Source organism: Paenibacillus sp. M2 (assembly GCF_046713495.1).
GTDB classification, from domain to species: domain Bacteria; phylum Bacillota; class Bacilli; order Paenibacillales; family Paenibacillaceae; genus Paenibacillus; species Paenibacillus amylolyticus_B.
On sequence record NZ_CP169648.1, the window covers coordinates 2408464 to 2430987 of the forward strand.

The 22524-nt window shown below is 45.3% G+C and carries 17 protein-coding genes; 13 read left to right on the top strand and 4 right to left on the bottom strand.

Features of this window, described 5'->3' with window-relative positions:
• The first annotated feature begins 41 nt into the window (after positions 1 to 41).
• The 3 genes from ACETMN_RS11190 (at position 42) to ACETMN_RS11200 (ending at position 5484) form a co-directional block, all read left to right on the top strand.
• Complete coding sequence (locus ACETMN_RS11190) at positions 42 to 1052, top strand: phosphotransferase family protein (protein WP_091017412.1); 1011 nt, start codon at positions 42 to 44, stop codon at positions 1050 to 1052.
• 19 nt (positions 1053 to 1071) lie between these two features.
• A complete protein-coding gene (locus ACETMN_RS11195) occupies positions 1072 to 4023 on the top strand; it encodes a glycoside hydrolase family 3 C-terminal domain-containing protein (protein WP_091017410.1) in 2952 nt (983 codons plus the stop codon).
• Between the two features lie 159 nt (positions 4024 to 4182).
• A complete protein-coding gene (locus ACETMN_RS11200; protein ID WP_091017408.1) occupies positions 4183 to 5484 on the top strand; it encodes an MFS transporter in 1302 nt (433 codons plus the stop codon).
• A 164-nt stretch (positions 5485 to 5648) separates the two neighbouring features.
• On the opposite strand, the gene ACETMN_RS11205 is transcribed toward ACETMN_RS11200, so the two are convergent.
• Both ACETMN_RS11205 and ACETMN_RS11210 read right to left on the bottom strand, forming a co-directional pair.
• Complete coding sequence (locus ACETMN_RS11205) at positions 5649 to 6992, bottom strand: MFS transporter (protein WP_091017406.1); 1344 nt, start codon at positions 6990 to 6992, stop codon at positions 5649 to 5651.
• Positions 6993 to 7022: 30 nt separating this feature from the next.
• Positions 7023 to 7469, bottom strand: a complete 447-nt coding sequence (locus ACETMN_RS11210) for a MarR family winged helix-turn-helix transcriptional regulator (protein WP_256975180.1) — start codon at positions 7467 to 7469, stop codon at positions 7023 to 7025.
• Between the two features lie 231 nt (positions 7470 to 7700).
• Between ACETMN_RS11210 and ACETMN_RS11215 the strand changes: the two genes are divergently transcribed.
• The 3 genes from ACETMN_RS11215 (at position 7701) to ACETMN_RS11225 (ending at position 9640) form a co-directional block, all read left to right on the top strand.
• Entirely contained in the window at positions 7701 to 8174 is a 474-nt protein-coding gene (locus ACETMN_RS11215) for an RbsD/FucU family protein (protein WP_036609525.1), read from the top strand.
• 267 nt (positions 8175 to 8441) lie between these two features.
• Positions 8442 to 8942 carry a GNAT family N-acetyltransferase gene (locus tag ACETMN_RS11220; RefSeq protein ID WP_091017402.1) on the top strand — a complete coding sequence of 167 codons (501 nt, stop codon included), beginning with the start codon at positions 8442 to 8444 and terminating at the stop codon, positions 8940 to 8942.
• A gap of 77 nt (positions 8943 to 9019) precedes the next feature.
• Complete coding sequence (locus tag ACETMN_RS11225; RefSeq protein ID WP_256975179.1) at positions 9020 to 9640, top strand: conjugal transfer protein TraX; 621 nt, start codon at positions 9020 to 9022, stop codon at positions 9638 to 9640.
• A 116-nt stretch (positions 9641 to 9756) separates the two neighbouring features.
• On the opposite strand, the gene ACETMN_RS11230 is transcribed toward ACETMN_RS11225, so the two are convergent.
• Together ACETMN_RS11230 and ACETMN_RS11235 are read right to left on the bottom strand one after the other, a co-directional pair.
• On the bottom strand, positions 9757 to 13431 hold the full coding sequence (locus ACETMN_RS11230; RefSeq protein WP_373419858.1) for an amino acid adenylation domain-containing protein: 3675 nt from the start codon (positions 13429 to 13431) through the stop codon (positions 9757 to 9759).
• Positions 13432 to 13510: 79 nt separating this feature from the next.
• Positions 13511 to 15253, bottom strand: a complete 1743-nt coding sequence (locus ACETMN_RS11235) for a methyl-accepting chemotaxis protein (protein WP_091017767.1) — start codon at positions 15251 to 15253, stop codon at positions 13511 to 13513.
• A 509-nt stretch (positions 15254 to 15762) separates the two neighbouring features.
• Here ACETMN_RS11235 and rpiA point away from each other — a divergent pair.
• The 7 genes from rpiA (at position 15763) to ACETMN_RS11270 (ending at position 22492) form a co-directional block, all read left to right on the top strand.
• On the top strand, positions 15763 to 16434 hold the full coding sequence (gene rpiA, locus ACETMN_RS11240) for a ribose-5-phosphate isomerase RpiA (RefSeq protein ID WP_091017399.1): 672 nt from the start codon (positions 15763 to 15765) through the stop codon (positions 16432 to 16434).
• 25 nt (positions 16435 to 16459) lie between these two features.
• On the top strand, positions 16460 to 17059 hold the full coding sequence (locus ACETMN_RS11245; RefSeq protein WP_256975178.1) for a GNAT family N-acetyltransferase: 600 nt from the start codon (positions 16460 to 16462) through the stop codon (positions 17057 to 17059).
• 15 nt (positions 17060 to 17074) lie between these two features.
• Complete coding sequence (locus tag ACETMN_RS11250) at positions 17075 to 17536, top strand: MarR family winged helix-turn-helix transcriptional regulator (protein ID WP_091017397.1); 462 nt, start codon at positions 17075 to 17077, stop codon at positions 17534 to 17536.
• Between the two features lie 281 nt (positions 17537 to 17817).
• Entirely contained in the window at positions 17818 to 18912 is a 1095-nt protein-coding gene (locus ACETMN_RS11255; protein ID WP_091017395.1) for a B12-binding domain-containing protein, read from the top strand.
• Positions 18913 to 18924: 12 nt separating this feature from the next.
• Positions 18925 to 20637 carry an ATP-binding protein gene (locus ACETMN_RS11260; protein ID WP_091017394.1) on the top strand — a complete coding sequence of 571 codons (1713 nt, stop codon included), beginning with the start codon at positions 18925 to 18927 and terminating at the stop codon, positions 20635 to 20637.
• 36 nt (positions 20638 to 20673) lie between these two features.
• Positions 20674 to 21651, top strand: a complete 978-nt coding sequence (locus ACETMN_RS11265) for an alpha/beta hydrolase (RefSeq protein WP_091017392.1) — start codon at positions 20674 to 20676, stop codon at positions 21649 to 21651.
• A gap of 127 nt (positions 21652 to 21778) precedes the next feature.
• A complete protein-coding gene (locus tag ACETMN_RS11270; protein WP_091017391.1) occupies positions 21779 to 22492 on the top strand; it encodes a class I SAM-dependent methyltransferase in 714 nt (237 codons plus the stop codon).
• Positions 22493 to 22524 lie beyond the last annotated feature (32 nt).

The following is a 22524-nucleotide window of genomic DNA, read 5'->3' on the forward strand; positions in this document are numbered from 1 at the left end:
GGTGCCGTCTGTTTGTCTACGATGATAGGAGATTGAATGAAATGAGTACAATGAATTCCGGTTTGCACTGCACGATATCAGCAGAGATGCTGCATCAACTGGTAGAGATTAATTTTGGAAGCGATACCAAAGTGAAGGAGTTTGGTCTCCTGCAAGGTGGACTTTTTAATACAACTTATCGGATTCACCTTGAACATACATCCTATACGGATGTGATTTTACGGTTGGCTCCAGAGCGGGGAGAGATGGCGGCTGATTCTGCGAGTGACCCACTCTTTTCTTTTGAACGTACGATGATGGCGGCTGAACCGATTGTGTATGAATATTACCGTAAGGCAGGCATTCCTGCTCCCAACATTATCGCCTGTGATGATAGCGGATCCATCATTCCAAGAACGTACATGTTTATGGAGTTTATTCCAAGTAAGCAGCTGGATCACGCATCAATTTCAGACATAGACAAAGAGCGATTGTATCATCAGCTTGGCGTCTATACCGCCATCATGCATCAGATCGAGGGGGCATCGTTTGGGTGGCCGCAGGGTGATGGGACGATTAGAGGCTCGGATCAATGGTCCGAGGTGCTGCACTCATTTGCAGAAGAAACGGCACTTAAAGCGGCACAAGTCAATTATATGTCAGGTGTGGGAGAAGAGATCGCTGCTATTTTCATCCAAAATAAAGATTTATTTGATCAAGTGACACGTCCGGTACTCGTTCATAATGACCTATGGGAAGCAAATGTACTTGTTCATCAGAAAAATGGTGAGCTGAACATTGCGGCCATCATTGACGGAGATCGTTCCATGTTTGCCGACAGGGAGTTTGAAGCCATATTGTCGACAGAATCAACGGCTTTTCATGAAGGATATGATCGTCCACTGGACTCATCCGCTGAAGGACAGGCACGCAGGCTTGCGTACCGAATACTTTCTTCGTATTTTAATGCCTACGTTCATGAACATCAGGTCAATCAACCTGAAGATGGTCAGAAGTATCGCCAGCGTACGCTGGATTTACTGGAGCAATGGAAGCAACTTGGACATAACTAATTCGCAGGGGGAATGAAGGATGAAGGAGTATCATCAATACCCGATGTGGGATGCATCACGTTCACTTGAGGAACGGTTGGATGACCTGATTGCACGATTAACAACGGAAGAGAAGATTAGACTAATTCCTACACGCGAAGCAGCTGTACCAAGACTGGGCATCCCAGCCTACAACGTTGGGGGCGAAGCTGCCCACGGGGTTGCATGGAAAGGAGAGGCAACGGTATTTCCGCAACCGCTCGGTCTATCCAGTACCTGGAATACAAGACTCATGCGAGAGATTGGTTCAGTCATTGGTGATGAAGCTAGGGCATACCATCACCGTGATCCTGAGGTTCACGGGTTAACATTGTGGGCACCAACGGTTGATCTGGAACGTGACCCACGCTGGGGCAGAACGGAAGAGGGATATGGCGAGGACCCGGTCCTCACGGGAGAAATGTCGGCAGCTCTCGTCAAAGGTATGCAGGGAAATGATCCTTTTTATCTGAAAATGGTCGCAACATTAAAACACTTTTTTGCCAATAATAATGAGAAAGATCGGCTGAATTGTTCATCCAGCATCGATCCGCGCAATCTGCGGGAATATTATTTAAAAGCATTTGAGACACCATTTGTGGAAGGTGGAGCCTTGTCCATGATGACAGCTTACAATTCCATCAATGGTACACCTGCCATTGAAAGTCCATATGTGAATGATGTGGTTAAGGGTGAGTGGGCGATGCCTGGGTTTATTGTATGTGATGGCGGAGACCTGTCACAGACGGTGAACTATCATGGTTATCACACCAGTCATGCCGAATCAGCAGCAGGTGCGTTGAAGGCAGGAGTGGATTGTCTTACGGATGAAGTTGATCTTGTTGTATCTGCTCTGGAAGAGGCTCTTGATCAGGATCTGTTGGAGATCGCTGATTTGGACCGAGTAATTCGTAACATCTTCGGTGTGCGAATGCGACTTGGACAACTGGATCAGTCGGGACGTAACCCGTATGCCTCCATACCCGAGTCTGTACTATGTGCACCAGAACACGCCAAACTTAGTTATCGTGCCGCTGCCGAATCCATTGTTTTACTCCAAAATGACGGATTGCTTCCCTTGAAGCCAGAAGCATTACAGAAAATTAGTGTGATTGGACCCCTTTCCGATGTTGTCTATACCGATTGGTACAGTGGCACACTGCCTTATCGTGTATCCGTCCTCGATGGATTGCGTAATCGACTACCTCATTCAGACATAACGTATTCAGATGGGAATGACCGTATTCAGCTGAAGACAACAGACGGTCAGGTTATAACCTTGGGTGCGGAAGGTACGCTCATCGCTGTACCGGAGGATAGTGCACCTGCAGCCGCCGAGTTTGTACATCAGGATTGGGGCTCGGGAAGTCATACGCTGAGAAGTGTGAACAATCATCGATACGTTAGTTTAACCGAGCAAGGCATCTATCAGGCAAACGCACCGGAGATTGGTGGCTGGTTTGTGAAGGAAGTTGTTCGCATAGATCCTCTAACGGATGGAAGTAACACCTTGCGGACGTGGAACGGTATTCCGGTTGGACTGAGCGAATATCAGGGACAGGCTGCTGTATCACCACCACGGCCACAAGGAGAACAAACTACAGCTACAAGTACAACTCAGGACAATGTGAGTGCCTCTGGACACGCAAGTCAATCACCAGGCAATACACAGATACCTTCTGCATTCAATATTGATATTGTGACCAGCGGAATACAACAAGCCGTAGAAGCTGCACGTAGCAGTCAGGCATCTGTCGTTGTTGTTGGCAACAGCCCATATATCAACGGCAAAGAAGAAATTGACCGCCCAAGTCTGCTGCTTCCGCCGAGTCAGGTCGAGCTTGTCAAAGCCGTGTGTGAAGCCAATCCCAATACGGTGGTTGTCATTATGGGCAGTTATCCATTTGCCTTGCAGGAGTTGAAAGGTATTGCCCGCGCAATCGTTTATATGACACATGCTGGTCAGGAATTGGGTAATGCGCTTGCAGATGTGCTGTTAGGTTATTATGCCCCGGCAGGCAGATTGAATATGACATGGTATGAAGACGAATCACAGCTTCCTGACATGATGGATTATGACATCATTCAGAATGGCATGACTTATATGTATCATGAAGGACCGGTTCAATATGCATTTGGTCATGGCCTGACGTATTCCGAATTCGAATACGAAGCGATTCGTGTAAATCGTAGTGCTCCGGTGGAAGACACCACCACAGATCAATTAAAGATTGAAGTGGAGATACACAATACAGGTGAACGTGACAGTGATGAAGTCGTACAGATCTATGGATCTTCCTACACCTCCCGAGTGAAACGTGCTCAGAAGCAACTGCTTGCTTTCCGTCGTGTTCATGTCAAAGCAGGGACGCGTGTTACGATAAGTTTAGAAGTCCCTGTTCAGAAGCTGGCGCTATGGGATGTTACCCGAGATCGATACTGCCTGGAGACATCGACCTGGGCCATCCTGGCAGGGCGTTCTTCTGCAGATATACGTCAGTCGGCTGATATTGAAATTGAAGGTGAGACGATTCCGGATCGTCCGCTGCACTTGCTTACCTTTGCCGAGAATTACGATGTTTGTAGAGGTGTTCTGTTGGATGAATGTCTGGAAGGACGTTCGGCAGTTCGGGCAATTAACCAGGAAGAACCTTTATATCGAGATGGTCAGTCATCCTGGATCGCTTTCAACCATAATGCTGTTCAGGAAGTACAAGGATTTGAAGCCAGAGTGGCAGCTTATGGGGAAGAGGGCAGACTTGAGATTCGTTCTGGAGGACTGGAGGAAGAACTGCTTGGTGTGTGTGAGGTTTCTGGACCTGGTGGCAGTGTGAATGGAAAAGATATCAAGTGGACAACGGTCCAGTGTTCGCTTGAGGCGCCCCATAAGGTGAATGAGCTGTATATTATTTTCAAAGGTGGAGCAGCGTTGCGCCACTTTAGATTGTTGTAGTTGTAGACATCATGAACCAAAAGAGCTGTCTTGCATAAATTCGTGCAGGCAGCTTATTTGTGTGAACAAGCGGTAACATCCAGCATGTCCTGAATAATCAACCTCCGAAACAAGCACAATAATGCTGTTGTGTGTAGAATCTGTAAAGGTGGTTGTGGTATGAACGATAAAAAGTGGGACCTCGTCGCACTTGCTTCCATCCCTTTAATTATGACCTTGGGTAACTCCATGCTTATACCGATCCTGCCACAGATTGAACGTGAGTTGAAGGTATCTGCATTCAAGGTCAGTATGCTTATTACAGTCTACGCTGTAGTTGCCATTCTGCTTATTCCACTCGCAGGATACTTGTCGGATCGTTTTGGCAGAAAAGCAGTCATTATTCCCAGCCTTATCATTGCAGCCGTCGGGGGTGCTGTAGCTGGTGTGGCTGCATGGATTCTGAACGGAAATATAGCTTACTGGACCATATTAGGTGGCAGGTTATTGCAGGGGGTTGGAGCAGCGGGGGCATTCCCGATTGTGATACCTTTGGTTGGGGACATGTTCAATGATGAAGATCAGGTATCTAAAAGTCTGGGAATCATTGAAACTTCGAATACATTTGGCAAAGTGTTAAGTCCAATTCTGGGAGCAGCACTGGCTGTGTGGTTATGGTACCTACCATTTCTGGCTATTCCCGTTCTATGTGTTCTTTCGCTGATCCTGGTTATTTTCTTGGTGAAAACACCCAAGAAAAAAGAAAAACCGCCCACCTTTACAGAATTTGTGGCTTCCATTAAAGATGTACTAAAAGAAAAAGGACGATGGTTGTACGCCTTGTTTGCGATCGGTGGAATTTGTATGTTTATTCTTTTTGGTGTGCTTTATTATCTTTCCGAGACATTGGAGAGCGAGTTCGCCATGAAGGGCATTGTAAAAGGTCTCGTGCTTGCCATTCCGCTAGCGGCACTGTGTCTTTTTTCCTTTTTCGCAGGAAAGTGGATCGGAAAGAGTAAGCCTCGCATGAAGTGGATCGGATTCACAGGACTTATTCTTGTAACTGTTTCGCTGGGTGTTATTGGAGTTTTCGATAATATCTACGTTGTCCTAGGTCTATTCACATTGGGAAGTGCGGGAATAGGGGCAACCTTACCATGTCTGGATGCTCTAATTACTGAGGGTGTGGACAAAAAGCAGCGAGGTACGATTACGGCTTTGTTCAGTAGCATGCGATTCATCGGTGTATCACTCGGCCCACCTGTTGTTTCTTTACTCATTGGCAAACAACATTTTTTGCTTTTTGGTGTGCTTGCCGCTTCTGCAGCTGTAGGAGGACTACTTACATTATTTGCAGTTAAGCCGGATAAGGGAGACCAACCTACTTCAGGAAGAGGACAGAAACAGGACGAACGACTCATCGAGCGAATCGAGCCAAGTAGAGGGTATGCTCCTATAAGGCGCAAGAAAAGTCCATTTTAAATAGAAGGTTCTGTATGCTACGTTCATTCCCAAGCTGTCGTAAGCTTATTAGATCTTCAGATCTGTTCCAATAAAAAACGCGTTTACACCTAAGAAAGCGGATGAATTTGCTTTCTCGGTGTAAACGCGTTTCTCGTTTCTATGAGCAGAATGACCTTAACCAATCATTCGTATTTACTTATATTCGACTGGCTAGTTTCGGTGTTTCCAGCTCCAGATTCTGAATCCTTGTTCTGATCTTGAGGTGGTTCCGTTGCAGTGATATGAGTATGAGCGAGCAGAGCATGAGGTTCAATGGAGAAGCTGCCGCTTCGTTTTCCCTGAATCAGATATATAAGCAAGAACAGAATCATAAACATCACGGAATAACGATACATATCGGTATAACTGGTCATGGCCGCAATGGCGCCGAGAAGAAGGGCGCCGGTCGCAATCCCCAGATCCAGCGAGTTCAAAAACATGCCGTTAGCCATACCCCGTTGAGTAGGAGATACAACTTGAATCATCCAGGTCTGCAGAGACGACTGCATGGAACCATAACCGATTCCGTAGATAAAGGCAGCGATGAACAGGACAGACATGGAGGTTGCATAAGAGAGCAGAATGAGGCCGACAGCAACGAATATTGCTCCTGGAATGAGCAGTGCTTTTGGACCTTTATTGTCATAGATCCGCCCTGCAAATGGTCTAACCAATAACACGGCGAGTGCATTGAACAAAAAGAACAGCGCAGGATTGGCCAGATTGGCTTCTTTACCATACAAAACGATGAATCCGACAAGCCCACCATAGGTGATGGATAATAGGCAATTCAGCACACTGGGCAGAATCAGCTTGCGGTTGAAAGGGGTCTTCTGTTTCGGGTTGGACCCTGAAGCACTTGTTGTGGCTTGTGGCATGATGGTTGTACTGTTATCGGTTCTGACTGCTTTTTTGCGTGTCAGCGAATAACTCAGTGGATAGATCACAGCGAGGACACCCGCAGTACATAACATCAGGGTTACAAATCCAGCGCCCTGGAGCAGAGTGACCCCAATGATTGGCCCCATAGACATAGCCAGACTAGTCGATAGACCAAAGTAACCCATACCTTCACCCATTCGTTTGACGGGCACAATATCCGAGGCCATCGTTGGAAAAGCGGTACTGCTCATACCAAACCCGATACCAAACAACATTCTCAGCAACAAGAGCACAGCTATACCGGCAGCAAAATAATAGCCGAGTGTTGCCAGCAGGGCTACGGACAGACCTATATAGATCATGGCGTTACGAAGACCCTTCTCCAGTGCTTTCGCGGAATAGAGACGGGCTGCTATGGCACTTAGTGCAAACAGACAGGTGAATAAACTTACTTCAAACGCATTGGCGTGAAATCGCTCCTGAACGTAAGACGGAAGCGGAGAGACAATCATGTGCAGTTGCAAGAACAACAAGAAGTTGCACAGCATCAGCAGTATAAAATCGGTAGTCCATAGTCTAACTTGTTGTGTAGATTGTTCTTTCATGATGATGTATTCCCCCTGAGTTGTGATTCATTACAAGTTGCGGTTAATGAGGGAAAGAGTATGTTTAAATGCTTCCATCTGGTCTTCGGATATACCTTCAGCAAGTTCTTTATTCATTTCTCTTTCAATCGGAACGAGGATATCAATTAACGCTTTGCCTTCCGTGGTGAGATATAACAGATAGGCTCTGCGATCCTGTTCGCTGGTCCGGCGTTCTACCCAGCCTTTTTTCTCAAGCAGATCAATGATCCGCGCAGTGGTGGGTTGGTCTTTGAAGACACGTGCAGCGAGTTCCTTCTGATTAACACCTTCACCGCGGTCAACATTAAAGAGAACAGAAAATTGCTCTGTCGTAATATCATAAGGTTTGAATCGTGTCGCAAGTAAAGCTACAGCTCTACGATGTGTGAAACCCAGCATGAATCCAACAGATTGTTCCAGTGTATAGTCCATGTGATTGCTAGACCTCGCTTCCATAATAAAATGTCCCAATTAATTAGTTGTTATAACAACTATATGTCAAACAAGTATTTTTGTCAAAATGAAATATTCTCATATCGAACTTACAGGTGCGCTGTGCAATGATCCAAAAATCCTGTTAGAATAGTGATGAAACCGCTTTTATATAATCGATTTCCAGCGTGCTTGAAGGATGGAGAAAACCAATTTGCTCTAACTGATGTTGGAGATGAACAAGGAGAGCTGTGTATGCTAAAGAATATACCCGCAATAATACCTCCAGAGTTACTCAAAATCATGTCCGAAATGGGTCATGGAGACGAGTTGGTTCTGGCGGATGGCAATTTCCCCGCAGCCAGTCATGCCAAGCGACTGGTACGCTGTGATGCACTGGGAGTCGTTGAACTTCTGGATGCCATCCTGCAATTATATCCACTGGATACCTATGCTGAGCGTCCCGCTGCTGTCATGCAGGTTGTGAAAGGGGATCAGGTGATCCCGATCATATGGGAAGACTACCGCCGATTAATTGAAGAATACGAAGGCATTACGGATGCTTTTGATCATGAAGAACGATTTGATTTTTATAAACGGGCTTCGAATGCCTATGTGATTGTTGCAACGGGTGAGCGAGCGCAATACGCCAATCTGATTTTGAAGAAAGGCGTCATTTTCCCAGATGCTGATCCTGGTCAGGAACAGCAGAATGCTGAATCGAACTGAATAATTACGGCGACGGAGCAGTGGATGCTTTGGTCGCCTTTTTATTTTTACCAATACGGAGTTAATATAACAAAACGTACAGAATTGGCATGGACTAGATAAGCACGATGCAATCTAGAAGCGCGCATGAACGATTGTCAGATCACTGCTGAAGATACTACAAACTTTGATGCAGATGATGAATGTGGAAAATGAAAGGACTGTTTTACAATTGGAAGAAATACAAACGAGGAGACGATGGTCTCTATCCCAGAGGAGTTGAGTGAAATGCAGCACGGAATCAGACAAGCGGGTCTTCCTGATTGTAACGAAGTGGGACAATTGTTCAATGAGTACAGGATGTTCTACAACCAAAATGCTGACATTGAGGCAGCACATCAGTATATTAGAGAACGAATGGAACGCCATGAATCGGTGATTTTGGTAGCAGAAACAGATGCCGAAAGTGATCATGGGACAGATGAAAGTAACGGTATGTCACTCTCGAATGGCTTTATTTGTACAGGATTCGTTCAGCTGTATCCCAGTTTCAGTTCGGTATCGATGGGGCCTGTCTGGGTGCTTAATGATCTATATGTGCATCCGGATTATCGTCAGCAAGGCATTGCCAGGAAGCTCTTGCAAGCAGCCAAACAATTGGCATCTGAGCGAGGAGTTCTTCGTATATCACTCTCAACCGAGTTAAGTAACAAACAAGCACAAGCTTTATATGAATCCGAAGGATATGCACAGGATACCAAATTCATGTATTATGAACTTAATGTATAGGAGGTTGCTCAAAAAGACGCACTATATGAATGAATGGCACACTCGTGTCGTCGGCAACAAGGGAGGGGAGTCACAACATGATGCAGTGGATTGCCATGATCACAATGTTAATTGATCATATAGGGGCTGTCTTTTTTCCACATATTATAGAGTTGAGGATCATAGGTCGTATCGCTTTTCCAATTTATGCTTTTGCAGTGTATATCGGTTATAAACATACACGAGACGTACAAAAATACATATGGCGGCTGTTCTGGATTGCAATCATATCACAGGTGCCGTTCATGGCGGCGTTTAATCATTATTCTCTGAACGTGGTATGGACATTGTGGTCAGCCCTGTTGGTATTATTCGTTATCGATAAAATGCCATCCAAACTACTGCGGATTCCGATTGTCATTGGAGCAGGATTGTTTATGGAAATTAGCCAGATGGATTACGGGATGTACGGGTTGTTATTGGTTCTGTTATTCCGTTATTTCCAGGGTACTGTACTTGTCGTGGCACATGTCTTGTTAAATGCACTATATCTTCTGCTGCATAACAGCTCTGTGCAAATGTATAGTGTGCTCGCAACCTCCGGCATTGCTATTGCTCAGTATTACCAGGCGGGTTTCCGTATGAAGGGGCCGCGTTGGGTCTGGCGTTATTTCTATCCAGCTCATCTTGCCATCATTGCAATTATCCGATGGGTCTAAAAGAATGACTCGAAAATGCGAAGAAAAGAAGCGATCTTATCGTCAGTGAATGACGATAAGATCGCTTCTTTTTGTATGACCTTATTTATTAATTAAATGCTAATGATAAAGTGAACTTACTCCATTGCTGTAGAAGTGCCGTTATGGCGCCGGATTGCAGACGGGAAATATCCAATCTGAACGGCATAGTCTAACATGGCGGAGATGAAGTGATCATCTGTTTTTGCACATGAGATGCCAGCAGGTTCCACATAAGCTGTTGTGACAGGGCAAGCATAGACATATGCTGAGTCCTTCGCGCCGTCGCCTTCAAGCTGTGCAATAGCCAACTGAAGAGCTTCCGGCTCTTTGCTGATGCTGGCATCGAACAACCAACGTGTGTAATCCGCGAAAGGTAGCGTTTCAACTTCGTAACCAGCCCGATTCACAGAACGGATCAGCTCATCATAGCGGATGGGCTCCGGATTACAGATGTGGAATACACGACCGGCGGTATCCTGACGTAAGGCCAGATGAACGATAGCTTCACTTGCATAGTTGATCGGTGTAAAATCAACCATCCAGTCAGCCGCAGGAGCCTTGCCGAGCAATAACATCGCTTTGATCATACGATAAAAGGCGTTGCTATCAATATTGGACTGGAAGCGTCCAGTTTCGGAGTGGCAAGTGAGATTACCTGCACGATAGATGCTGACAGGTACACCTTGCTCGGCGGCAATCATGAGCACTTTCTCGGCTTCAAGCTTACTGTCCGAATACAGGTTGTCCACATGCAAATCAGCCGGGAACCGATCATATTGCAGGGAAGATTCCCATTGTCCGCTGAGTGCCAGATCTTCCGGAATACCCATCGTGGATACATGGTGGAAGGAAGCACCAGGTTTGCTGCGAATCAGATCCAGTAAAGCCACCGTTCCTTCCACGTTTGTTTTGGCGAACTGATCGGCATCGCCAAAATGACGTACGTCTGCAGCGCAGTGGATGACACGGTCAATTCGATCCTGAACATAAGCCGTTTGTTCAGCGGACAGACCGAGATTAGGTTGTTCGAGATCCCCTTCAATAATTTCCACACGAGTGGAGAGCTGGTCAGTCAGTTGTTTGCCGAAATAACCTTCCAACACGTTAGTCAAACGTTCCATTGCAGTTATTCCGTTGGATGGTCGACGAACAAGGGTATAGATTCGTGTACTGGAATTCAAAATTAACTGTTGCAGCACATGAGAGCCCAGATAACCAGTCGCTCCGGTCAGTAACACATGCTCAGGTTCACGAATGAGCGGATACCCTAACTGGGATGTTAACTCCACAGGGTGTTCGGATAATTGTGTAATCATACCATCGGTCACCACTGAATCCGTAACTTCTGCAGCACTGAGAGACAATACTTCCACACGACGAGCGAGAGCGCGGACTGTTTTCTCGGCAAAGAAGTCGGCAATTTTCAGCTGTGGATAATGTGGCTTCAGAATGACCAGTACATGAATGACCCGGAGTGAATCACCACCAATATTGAAGAAGCTGTCTTCGACACCGAAGTCATCATGCTGAAGGATTTCTTTCCATGCACCCAGGATAATGGATTCCGTCTCCGTCTCAGGCATGACCCGGTCAGGGCGATCTTCATATCGTTCCACATGAGGCAGGGATACCATCGCTTTGCGATTGATTTTTCCAGTTGGGGCAATCGGCATTTCATCCAGCTGACAGATCCACTTTGGTACAAAATAAGAAGGTAGTTTCTCCGTCAGTTCTGCTTTGATGTCCGAAACAGAGAGGGTACTGCCATCTTTCGATGTAAAGTAACCAACCAGCATATTTTGTCCATCGGATTCTTTCTTCGGAATGACGGCAACGTTCTGGATCTGATCAAGCCGTGCAAAGTGATCTTCAATCTCCCCGATCTCAATCCGGTGACCACGAATTTTTAGCTGTGAGTCACTACGACCGACATATTCCAGTAACCCGGTATCCAGCAATTTGGCAATATCGCCAGATTTGTAGATTTTCTCACCTATCGCAAACGGGTTCTCAATGAATGCTTGCTCTGTACGTTCTGGCTGATTCAGATAACCTTTGGCCAATGCAGGGGTAGCGATATATACCTCACCAGGTACACCTGCCGGACAGAGCTGTTGTTCTTCATTCACAATGTATACTTTGTAGTTATGAATCGGTTTACCGATAGGGATGTTCACCACATGTTCGGGAACCTGCTCACTGATGCGGTGAGTAGTTGTGGCTACTGTACATTCGGTAGGTCCGTACACATTAACAATATCAATCTGGTTTCCGAATTTGCGCTGGAAGGCACGAACTTGTTCACCATAGAGCGCTTCTCCGGCTACAGTAATGATTCTGACTTTGGCCAGCTTGTGGAAACCTTCATCGGATAAGTAGGAAGCAAGCTGATTGAAGAAAATCGTAGGCAGTATCGTAATGATGTTTGTTCCTGTCCGTTCAATTGCACTTGCGAATTCTTCTACGGATACCCGTTCTTCCGCAGACAACAGATATAATTCTGCTCCATAGAACAAGGCGCCAATGGTATCCCACACGGATGCATCAAAGCTGTATGTAGCAAACTGGGTTAATACATCACCGGGTTGAATGTCACAATCACGCTGAACCACACTGCCAAGATTGGTTACACCCCGGTGGGCAATAAGTGCACCTTTGGGTTTGCCGGTCGATCCTGACGTGTAGATAATATACGCAAGATCATCGGGCTGAATATTCAGATTGGGGTTACTTGCTGCAAATCCGGCTAAACGACCATCCACAGCGAGAATCTGACGGACCGTAGCTATACTGGAGAACAAGCTGGAAGCTTGGGCATAAGAAGCCTCCGTTGTCAGCACGAATGAGGACGCCGTATCTTCCACGATATAACTGTTACGTTCTTGTGGATGCTCAGGGTCGATCGGAACATATGCACCACCTGCCTTCAGAATACCAAGCAGGGAGATGATCGTCTCCAGACTTCGATCCATAAAGATACTGACGAATTCACCTTTCTGCAATCCATTGGATAACAGAACACGTGCAACCTGATTAGCTCGTTCATTCAATTCCCTGTACGTATAACTTTTGGATGGCGATGTTATCGCCTGTGAATCCGGATATGCCGCGGCCGTTGCTTCGAACCAGCCATGAACCGTCTGATTCTCTGGTTCGAGAACGGAAGTATCATTCATTTCACGGTAAAGCAATCGATCTGAGGCGGAAAGAATATCTACAGTACCGATTGCTTTCTCACCGTCACGCACAAGGGCGAGTAGAAGAGTCTGATAATATTCTGCATATCTCAGCACGGTAGACTCTTTTAACAGTGAACTATCATAGAACAGATCGAGGATGAGCATGTTTTGATCATCTCGAACGTTCCAATTTAATATTTGAGGAGCTTGAGGCAACTGTACACTATTCAGCATAAAAAACGATTCAGGGTATCCACCGTTTTGCAACGTGTATTCAATCTTGAGCTGCTCTGAAACCTGATGACATAGTTGGCTGAAGGTCAATTTCCCCTGAATCTGTAATGAAAGATAGGATGCTGCCTGATCGGGAGAAAGTATACCTATGGCAAGTTCCTGTTCAGCTGACAATCGGAATAACAAGGCTGCATAAGCTGAGAGGAGTACCGGGTACACCATCTGTTCTCCATACTTCTGTTTAAGTTCACGGCTCAGAGAAGCATGTAATGTGATTTGAGCAGACTGATAAGAGAATGATTGTTGACGTCGCCCAAAATCCAGTGGAATCTGCAGAACGGGCAAGCTAGATTCCATGGAATGGGAAGAAGATGGTTGGTTTTCAATCACTTCAGTTATTCCTCCTTGGTTCAAACCGAATGTTTGTGGATTTGAATTATTGTTTGCTTACATTGAAATGAGAGATCAATTCTTGGAGTTCCTCAGACATGGTATTAAGACGTGTGGAGGAGTCTACCAGTGTAATCAAAGATGCTTTTTGCTCATCAACAGATGAGGAAATTTGTTCACTGCTGTTTGCTGTCTTACTTACGCTTGAAGACAAGTCGTCCGCTGTAGCGGTCATTTCCTCCGTACCCGCAGAGATTTCTTCCGTCGCGCTTGATACTTCCTGAATCTGATTAGATACTTTTTTCGCTGCTTCTAAAATATCTTCGAAAAGTTGTCCTGTTTGATCGGCTACGCTGAGTCCTGTATCTACTTCTGACGTACCTTGTTCCATTGCACGTACAGCTTGTTTAATTCCAGCTTGAATCTCTTGGATCAATACGCCAACCTGGCTGGTCGCTTGTTCAGACTGCTCGGCAAGTTTACGTACTTCACCTGCAACAACTGCAAATCCTCTTCCTTCTTCACCAACACGAGCTGCTTCAATGGAAGCATTAAGAGCAAGCAAGTTAGTCTGGCTGGAGATACCCGAGATGATATTGAGAATATCACCGATTTCCTGTGAACGACTCTCCAGAACCTCAATGGCAGAAGCGGTATTCTTAACCGATTCCGTAATCAGATTCATCTGTTCAGATACCTGACGGACAACGCTGTTACCTTGTTGTGAACGACGTTCCATCTCATAGGCTTCATCCGCTACACTTGCCGAGCTGCTGGCAATCGTCTGGATTACGGTAGCCATCTCGGACATGGCCCGTGCACTATCCCGGGTTGCCTGTTCCTGTGAACGAATGTTGGAAGTGATTTGAGTCACATTATTATTGATAGAATCTGCATTCTCACTGTTGCGCTCGGAAACTTCATATAGCTCTTTGGCAGACTGATTTACTTCTTGTGATGTGATTTGCACTTTAACGATAGTATCGTTGATTTTGCGAACCATGGTGTTGAACTTCTCATTAACGAGTCCCAGATCGTCTTTTCCTGTCGGAATGTTGACATTCAAATTACCCCGACTCACGTCATCAATTCCTTTGATCAAGTGACGGATAGGGGAAAGTGTGTTTTTAACGACAAGGTATTGGATAATCAGGAATAACAGCAAGAAGGCCACAAGGATGATAATTCCGTTTTTGAGCAAGGAGTTTAGTCCCGCGGGTACGGCTGATGCATCTGCATCAATGGCAAAATATGAGAAAATCTTACCGTTGCTGTCTTTGATTGGATATGCAATGGTTGTCCAAGTTCCGAAATCATCGGAATAAAATGTTGTGAATGTTGGGCGATCCGTATTAAGCATTTCTTTCAGTGCATTGGCTACAACGACCGGCTGCTCATACATGTCACCAATATTTACGTTCTCACTTTGAAAAGCCTCTCTTAGGTTGGTCGGCATCGCTACAAGGGAAGTTAATCTCTTGTTATCGCCACCGAGCTCAACACCGAAGATGTAGGCTTGTGCAATGTTAGGATAATATTCTTGCATCTCATCGAAATACGCTCGTAATTTCGTTTGTGTTGCTCCATCATAGCTACCTTCCGCAATAGCAGCTTGTACCTCGGTAGGATTGATATCTTCAGCCCACTTTTTGGTAATCTGTTCCACCTGTCCATGCAGTTGATCAACAAGAACTGTTTTTTGAAAATAGTAACTGCTTGCGATAAGTGCTACCCCGATGATAACGATATTCGTAAATGAGAGTAACAAATTTTTGGAGAAAAACGACATGCTTTTCCAACTTAATGATTTCACTAAATTCCACTCCTGATCTTCTTTAAATTAAGAAACTTTAGGGTTGCATTGGTACAGTGAACTAGATCATTCCGTGATCCCCTCCAAAGGAAATTTATGCGACCATGGTCTTGGTTTATCAGTCGCTTTCGTAGAGACTTATGTACCGTATGAACCATAGGTGTCTAATTATTAAAACACATCTATAATTAATATGTCGTATAAAATGTCGTTAAATTGAATAGTATCGTTAAATTTTTTTTAATATTTTACGTATTTATGGACATATCAGATGGTTTATAGGTATTTAGAACTGTTTATTTTAAAATTTCCCATTTTTTAGCTTCATTCTGTATTCTATAACATGGTGGGTAAAAATACATCCTTCAACAAAACAAAAATATGATGCAAAGATGCAACATAAGGCACGGATATACATCGGAAGCGGTTTTATCTATAATAACTACATATGCATTTCTCAAATTATGAGCAGCGGGGGTTTATAGATGAATCTTAAACAGATAGCAGCAGAGCGTGCGGCAGAATATGTTGAAGATGGAATGAAGGTTGGATTGGGTACAGGTTCAACAGCTTATTATGCCATCTGCCGGATCGGTGAGCGGGTACGTGATGGATTAAACATTCAAGCGGTTGCCACTTCAGAGGCTTCGGACAAGCTTGCCCGTGAATGGGGGATTCCCATTGTCCCATTTGACCAGATTGGACGTCTGGATCTGACCATTGATGGCGCTGATGAAGTCGATCCCGAATTTAACCTGATTAAAGGGGGCGGCGGGGCTCTTTTGCGTGAGAAAATCGTGGCGGCCAATAGTGACAAATTGATTATTGTAGCGGATGGCAGCAAAGCCGTGCAAAAGTTGGGGAAATTCCCGCTTCCAGTTGAGGTGGTTCCATTTGCTTCGGAGTGGACCTTCCAGGCGCTCGAAAAATTGGGGTGTCAACCACAGTGGCGGATGGATGGACAGCAACGTTATCTGACAGACAACGGAAACCTGATAGCGGATTGTCATATGGAAGCGATTGATCACGCTGCGAACCTTAATGTTCAATTGAACATGTTACCAGGTGTTGTGGATAACGGACTATTTGTGGATATGGCTAGCACAGTCATTCTTGCCAACGCGGACGGCAGTATCGAAGAGCTTCATCGTTCTTAATATGGAAGAGGGTGCGTTGCATTTCATGAAAGAACTACCAATCGTGGATGGTGAACTTGTACTCAGGTGTGTGGAGAAACAGGATCTGAAAGAACTCTATGAATTGATCTATAGTGATGATGTACCTGAATGGAAGCAATGGGATGCACCCTATTACCCACTTAAACACGAAAGTTATGAAAGTTTTGAACAAGGTATGCTCAAACGTATGGATGTAGATGCAGGCGATTCCAAACCCGTTTCAATCCGTATTATTGAATCCGACAGACAAATTGTGGGTACAATCAGCTATTACATAGAAGATGAGTTATCCATGTGGCTGGAAATGGGGATTGTAATATACAGATCTGTCCAGTGGGGACGCGGGGTTGGCACACGCTCACTTGTCATGTGGTCAAGTCATTTGTTCGAACAGATGCCTTTGGTTCGGGTTGGATTGACTACTTGGTCTGGTAATGAACGTATGATGCGTGCGGCTGCAAAAGCCGGATTACAAGTAGAGGGACGAATGCGGAAGTGTCGTATCGTTCGCGGGCAGTACTATGATTCAATTCGTATGGGGATGCTCCGTGAGGAGTGGGAGCAGAGGCTGTCCCCTCATACGAGCCTAAATGTAAACAACTGATGGAGGATTATTGAAATGCCGAACACGGAGGACAACCGGGAACTGTCTTTACAATTATTTGTGGTTCTTGCTCGTGCCTACAATTCTGTGACCTCACGTTCCAATCGGGACATCCAGAGTCATGGTCTGAATACGACAGAATTTGGCGTGCTTGACTTGTTATATCATAAGGGACCACAGGCATTGCAAAAGATTGGTGAGAAGGTGTTAATGTCCAGTGGTAATATTACCTATGTTGTAGATAAGTTACAAAATAAAAATCTGCTGTTTCGTCGGCCATCCAAGGAAGATCGGCGTGTCATTTACGCTGAATTAACCGAGGAAGGAAGACAGTTGTTCACACAGATATTTCCTCAACATCACCAAGTTATCATTGATGCTTTGGAGGGACTTGACCCTTCCGAGAAAGTGGATGCGATTAAGATGTTGAAGAAGCTGGGACTGGCGGCAGAAGGGAAAACTGACTTGCGTTCATAACGCAGGTCAGTTTTTTTGTGGAACCTTAAAGTACAGTATACTGGCTGACTTACTTGCAAGGCCCTCCATAATATAGGAAGATTATTCTATACATGCATGGCGTTAAACACATGATCATCAGGAATTCATGTATAATGGAACAGAACTTTTAAGAGCGGAATGGATGGATTGGAACAAGTAGAAGAACCTATCCCGATTGCAAGTGAGCTAACATCGATCTCATTCTGGATTAGTCACGAATGATGATGGAGATGTGATGCGGGTAGAGGAGGGGTGCATCTATGAGTCATCAAGAAGCAGGAGAACGTTTACTCCAGGAATCGGGGAACTTAGCTGACAAAATAACGGAGAAACAGTATCTCAGACAGCCCGATTTACTTGAGCGATTTGGTGAGAACGGAAAAATGCGAACCAAACAGGATTCTCAGTATAGCTTGAACTATTTGGCAGAAAGTGCACTCGTACAGAGTCCAGGCCTGTTTACTCATTATATTGCCTGGCTGAAAGTTCTACTTGAAGGTTATAAGGTATCACAAGAAGACCTGGCGATTAATCTCAATCTGATCAGAGAGACATTGGAAGAAGAATTTGACCATCCGTCAAAGGCGCTTCTGCTCGATTATCTGGATATGGGAATATATAGAACAACACAATTGGAGTCACAGGCGGGTTACATCAACGAATCCATGCCATATGGAGATGCTGCGCAATCGTACTTGCAGTGTTTGCTTGAGAATAGACGGAAAGAAGCATTCGAAATCATTGAAGCTCAGTTAGAAGCTGGGGTGACGATTCGTGATATTTATCGTTATATCTTTCAGCCTACCCAATATGAAGTTGGGCGATTGTGGCAATGCCATCGGATAAGTGTGGGGCAAGAACATTTCTGTACGGCAGCGACCCAGTCATTCATATCACGTCTCTATTCTAGCTGGATGATTCATACGGGTCAGGATAAAAGGCTAGTTGCCACCTGCGTAGGCAGTGAACAACATGAGATCGGACTGCGTATGCTCACAGATGTGTTCGAGATGGAAGGCTGGGATACGCACTATCTGGGAGCCAATGTTCCTAATGGAAGTGTAGTAGAAGCTATAGAGCGGCATCAGGGGGATGTTGTTGCGATTTCAGTTACGATGACGTATCACCTTCATCTGGCCAAAGAATTAATTCATCTGATTCGTCATCATCCGGCAACGGCACATGTGAAGATTATGGTTGGTGGATATCCCTTTAATATTGATCAGGAGTTATGGAAAACGATAGGAGCCGACGGTTATGCTCCGGGAGCCGATGAGGCAGTTGCGGTTGCAGAACAATTATTGGCTCAGCCAGCTAGATGCAATCATCTGGATCTGGATATGGTTAGGGATTAGGAGAGGGATGATGTGGTGTCTAATGAGAACGGAGAGATACAGAGGCTACGCAGAACGATTGAGCATTTATCGGATCAGATGATCCGAAGCAAAGAGCAAGAGGAACGGACACTTGCGGAATTCTCGGAGATGAATAATGAACTGGTGACACTCCATCGTCTGCTTGCAAAGAACAATAACAGTCTTGAAGCTGCACGTCAGCAAGCAGTAGATGCAGGTGATTCAAAAATCGCATTTATTGCAGGCATCAGTCATGATTTTCGTACGCCATTAAATGGCATATTGGGGATGGCTGAGATGCTGAAGTTGTCTCCATTGTCTGAAGAACAGGAAAATTCCGTTTCCGTTATACAGGATGCTGCCAAACTGCTGCTTAAGCTGATTCAGGATCTTCTGGATCTGTCCAAACTTGAGGCGGGGCAGATGCGACTTGAACTGGGAGAAGTGGACCTTCAAGAGACGATAAACTATATTGTTCGTTTGCTCGAACCCCAAGTCAGAAAGAACGGAAATCAGTTATCGATAGACTGTGACCCCAGAATCTCTACTCTTCTTGAAGGGGATTCAACGAGGATTACACAGATACTGATCAATCTGATTCAGAATGCGAACAAATTCACATCAGAAGGAACGGTGCGGATACGAGTCACCCTTATGAAAGATGATGAGATTACACAAATGATCCGACTTGAAGTCGAAGATACGGGGATTGGTATCTCGGAAGAAGATCAGAATCAGTTATTTCAACCCTACGTGCAGACTGAACGAGGTCGCTCAAGTGAGTATGGAGGAACGGGCCTTGGATTATCGATCTGCAGGTCGCTCGTTACACTGATGGAAGGTCAGATTGGAGTAGACAGTCAGGAGGGTGAAGGATCAACATTCTGGTTCGAACTTACACTTGGTAAGAAAGACGGTAACCAGTCCGCTAACCAGTCTGTTGCTTCCGCTCAAGAGCATCAGGGGCGTGATATGGATGATGAAGCTCCTTCTATATCTGTATTGCTGGCCGATGATAATGTTATCAACCGGCAGCTTGTTATGTTGCAGCTCAAGAAACTGGGAATAACCCAAGTGGACGCTGTAGTGAATGGGGAAGAGGCAATAGCTGCTTTTCTCAGCAAAAAATACAGTTTGATTCTCATGGATTATATGATGCCATTGATGGACGGTTTACAGGCAACACGCAAAATCCGCTCGATAGAAATGGATGAAATGCGTCATACCACACCAATCATTGCAATGACAGGTAATGTCATGCAGGGAGAGAAAGACAAGTGTATGGAAGCCGGGATGAATGACTTTATTGGCAAACCCTTCACGCTGGAAATTCTGAGTAAGATGATCGAGAAGTGGCAGCAATCTTCCGAACCGACCGAGGTACTAAATATGAGCATCGTACATGAGATTGCGGAATTAAACACCGATGGTGATCGTACACTCCTTGGTATGTTGTTGGACATGTATCGTACCGATACACCTGGCAAAATTGAGGTGCTGCGCAGACATATTGTGTCCGGTGACCATGTTGCTGCAACCGAGGTAGCCCATGATCTGAAATCAGGGAGCTTGAGCCTAGGGATTCGTTATTTATCAACTTTGTTTGCCCGGATAGAGCAGTTCGCGAAGGAAGGTCAATCACGGAAAGCAGAACCATTGCTGGATGCTTTATTACCCGCCTATCAAGCAGCATGTGAGTCACTTCAACGAGTAAGTAAAGATTGAACATATCTTAATAAGGAAAGAGGGTAGAACTCGTTCATGTTATTTTACGTACTTGCAGCACTAGTACTGATCGTTCTTGCTCTTTTATCGGCAGGTGGGCTTTATTTTTTCAAAACGGCCATTCGCCGTACGCCAAAAACGTTTTTGGTGGATAATCCAAATCTGATGCCTGAACCGGACAATGAAATCATCAGCAGTGCTTCTGACCTGAAGTGGCTGGATGTTCAGCCTACAGAAGAGATATCTCTTCAATCGCATGATGGATTAAAACTGCACGGTACATGGCTTAGTTCCAATAAGGGGTCAGATCAGACAGTGATTCTGGCACATGGTTATTCGGGGAAAGGTAGAGAAATGGCTGGTTTTGCCCGATTTTATGCTGAAAAACATGGGTATAACGTGTTAATGCCGGATGATCGAGGTCACGGCCGCAGCGAAGGTGACATCATCGGTTTTGGCTGGTTAGATCGGAAGGATTATGTCCAGTGGAGCAACTGGGTGCTTGAAAAAGTGGGTACAAAAGGGGAAATCATATTGCACGGCATATCCATGGGAGGAGCAACCGTACTGATGACAGGTGGTGAAGCCCTGCCGACTCAGGTTAAAGCGATTGTGTCTGATTGTGCATATACATCCGTGGAAGAAGAACTGACGTTCCAGTTAAAGCAATTATACAAGCTTCCTGCATTTCCGTTTATACCTGTCACAAGTCTGATCTCCCGGTGGAAAGCAGGGTATTCCTTCAGAGAGGCTTCGGCACTCAAGCAACTTGCCAAAGTTAACGTTCCCGTGTTATTCATCCACGGTGAGGCTGATACGTTTGTACCGACCGAAATGGTATACAGGTTGTATGAAGCTTGCCCAACCAAAAAGGAATTGCTGACCGTCCCCCGTGCGGGTCATGGCACAGCGTTTCAAGTCGATCGCACCGGATATGAGGCGGCACTGGAATCCTTTATGAAGGAAAATCTGTTGCCTTCGTGCTTCTTACCTGAAAGTTCAGAGGCCAAGTAATGCGATGACCTTGTGTTTATAGGTATGCCCATGATCAAGGGGGCGCGGCGTTTAATTGATTTTTTTGTGACAATCTGGGTATTAAGTAGAAGATGCAAATCATTTACTAAACGATGGGGGTATCTTGATGGGAAACGAACAATTTGAGGCTGCACGAAAAGCAGAGGCAGGTTATCATTCCAACTTCTATCAGAATAATGAATTATTCGCCTCCGGTACCTGGATGTCGAGGCCCATGCCTATGGTGATGGATATGCTGGAACGTTTACTTACTCACAAGGAGGAATTGCGTGTCCTCGATCTGGGATGCGGAGTTGGGAGACATACGATACCGATTGCACAGCGCCTTGCAAAAACGAACAGTGAAGTCATCGGTGTGGATTTACTGGATGAGGCCGTAGATGGACTTCGCAAGTATGCGAAAGAATATCAGGTTGATCATATCGTGCAGGCAGTGAAAGCAGATGTTGAACATTATGCTATGGAGCCAAACTATTTTGATTATATCGCTGCTTGTTCTTGTCTGGAACATGTTTCAAATAAGCAAGCCTTTATGGAAGCGATAGACCGGTTACAGGCCGGAACTCGTACAGGGGGCATTCATTGTATTACGATGAGTACCAATGTGGAGGAAAAAGAAATCAATACAGGCAAGGAGATTAAACCATTAATTGAGCTGAACCTGCCCACAACCGAGGCGATTGCTATACTGGAGGATGCCTACAAAGGCTGGAATATTCTGCTTCAGGAACATGTTACACAGACGATTGAAGAGGAAAAGTATGATGAACCGACACAATTTCGTTGTGAACTGCTTCGTTTCGCTGTGCAAAAGCAATAAATTCTCTGCCGGGACCTGACAAAGGACCCGGC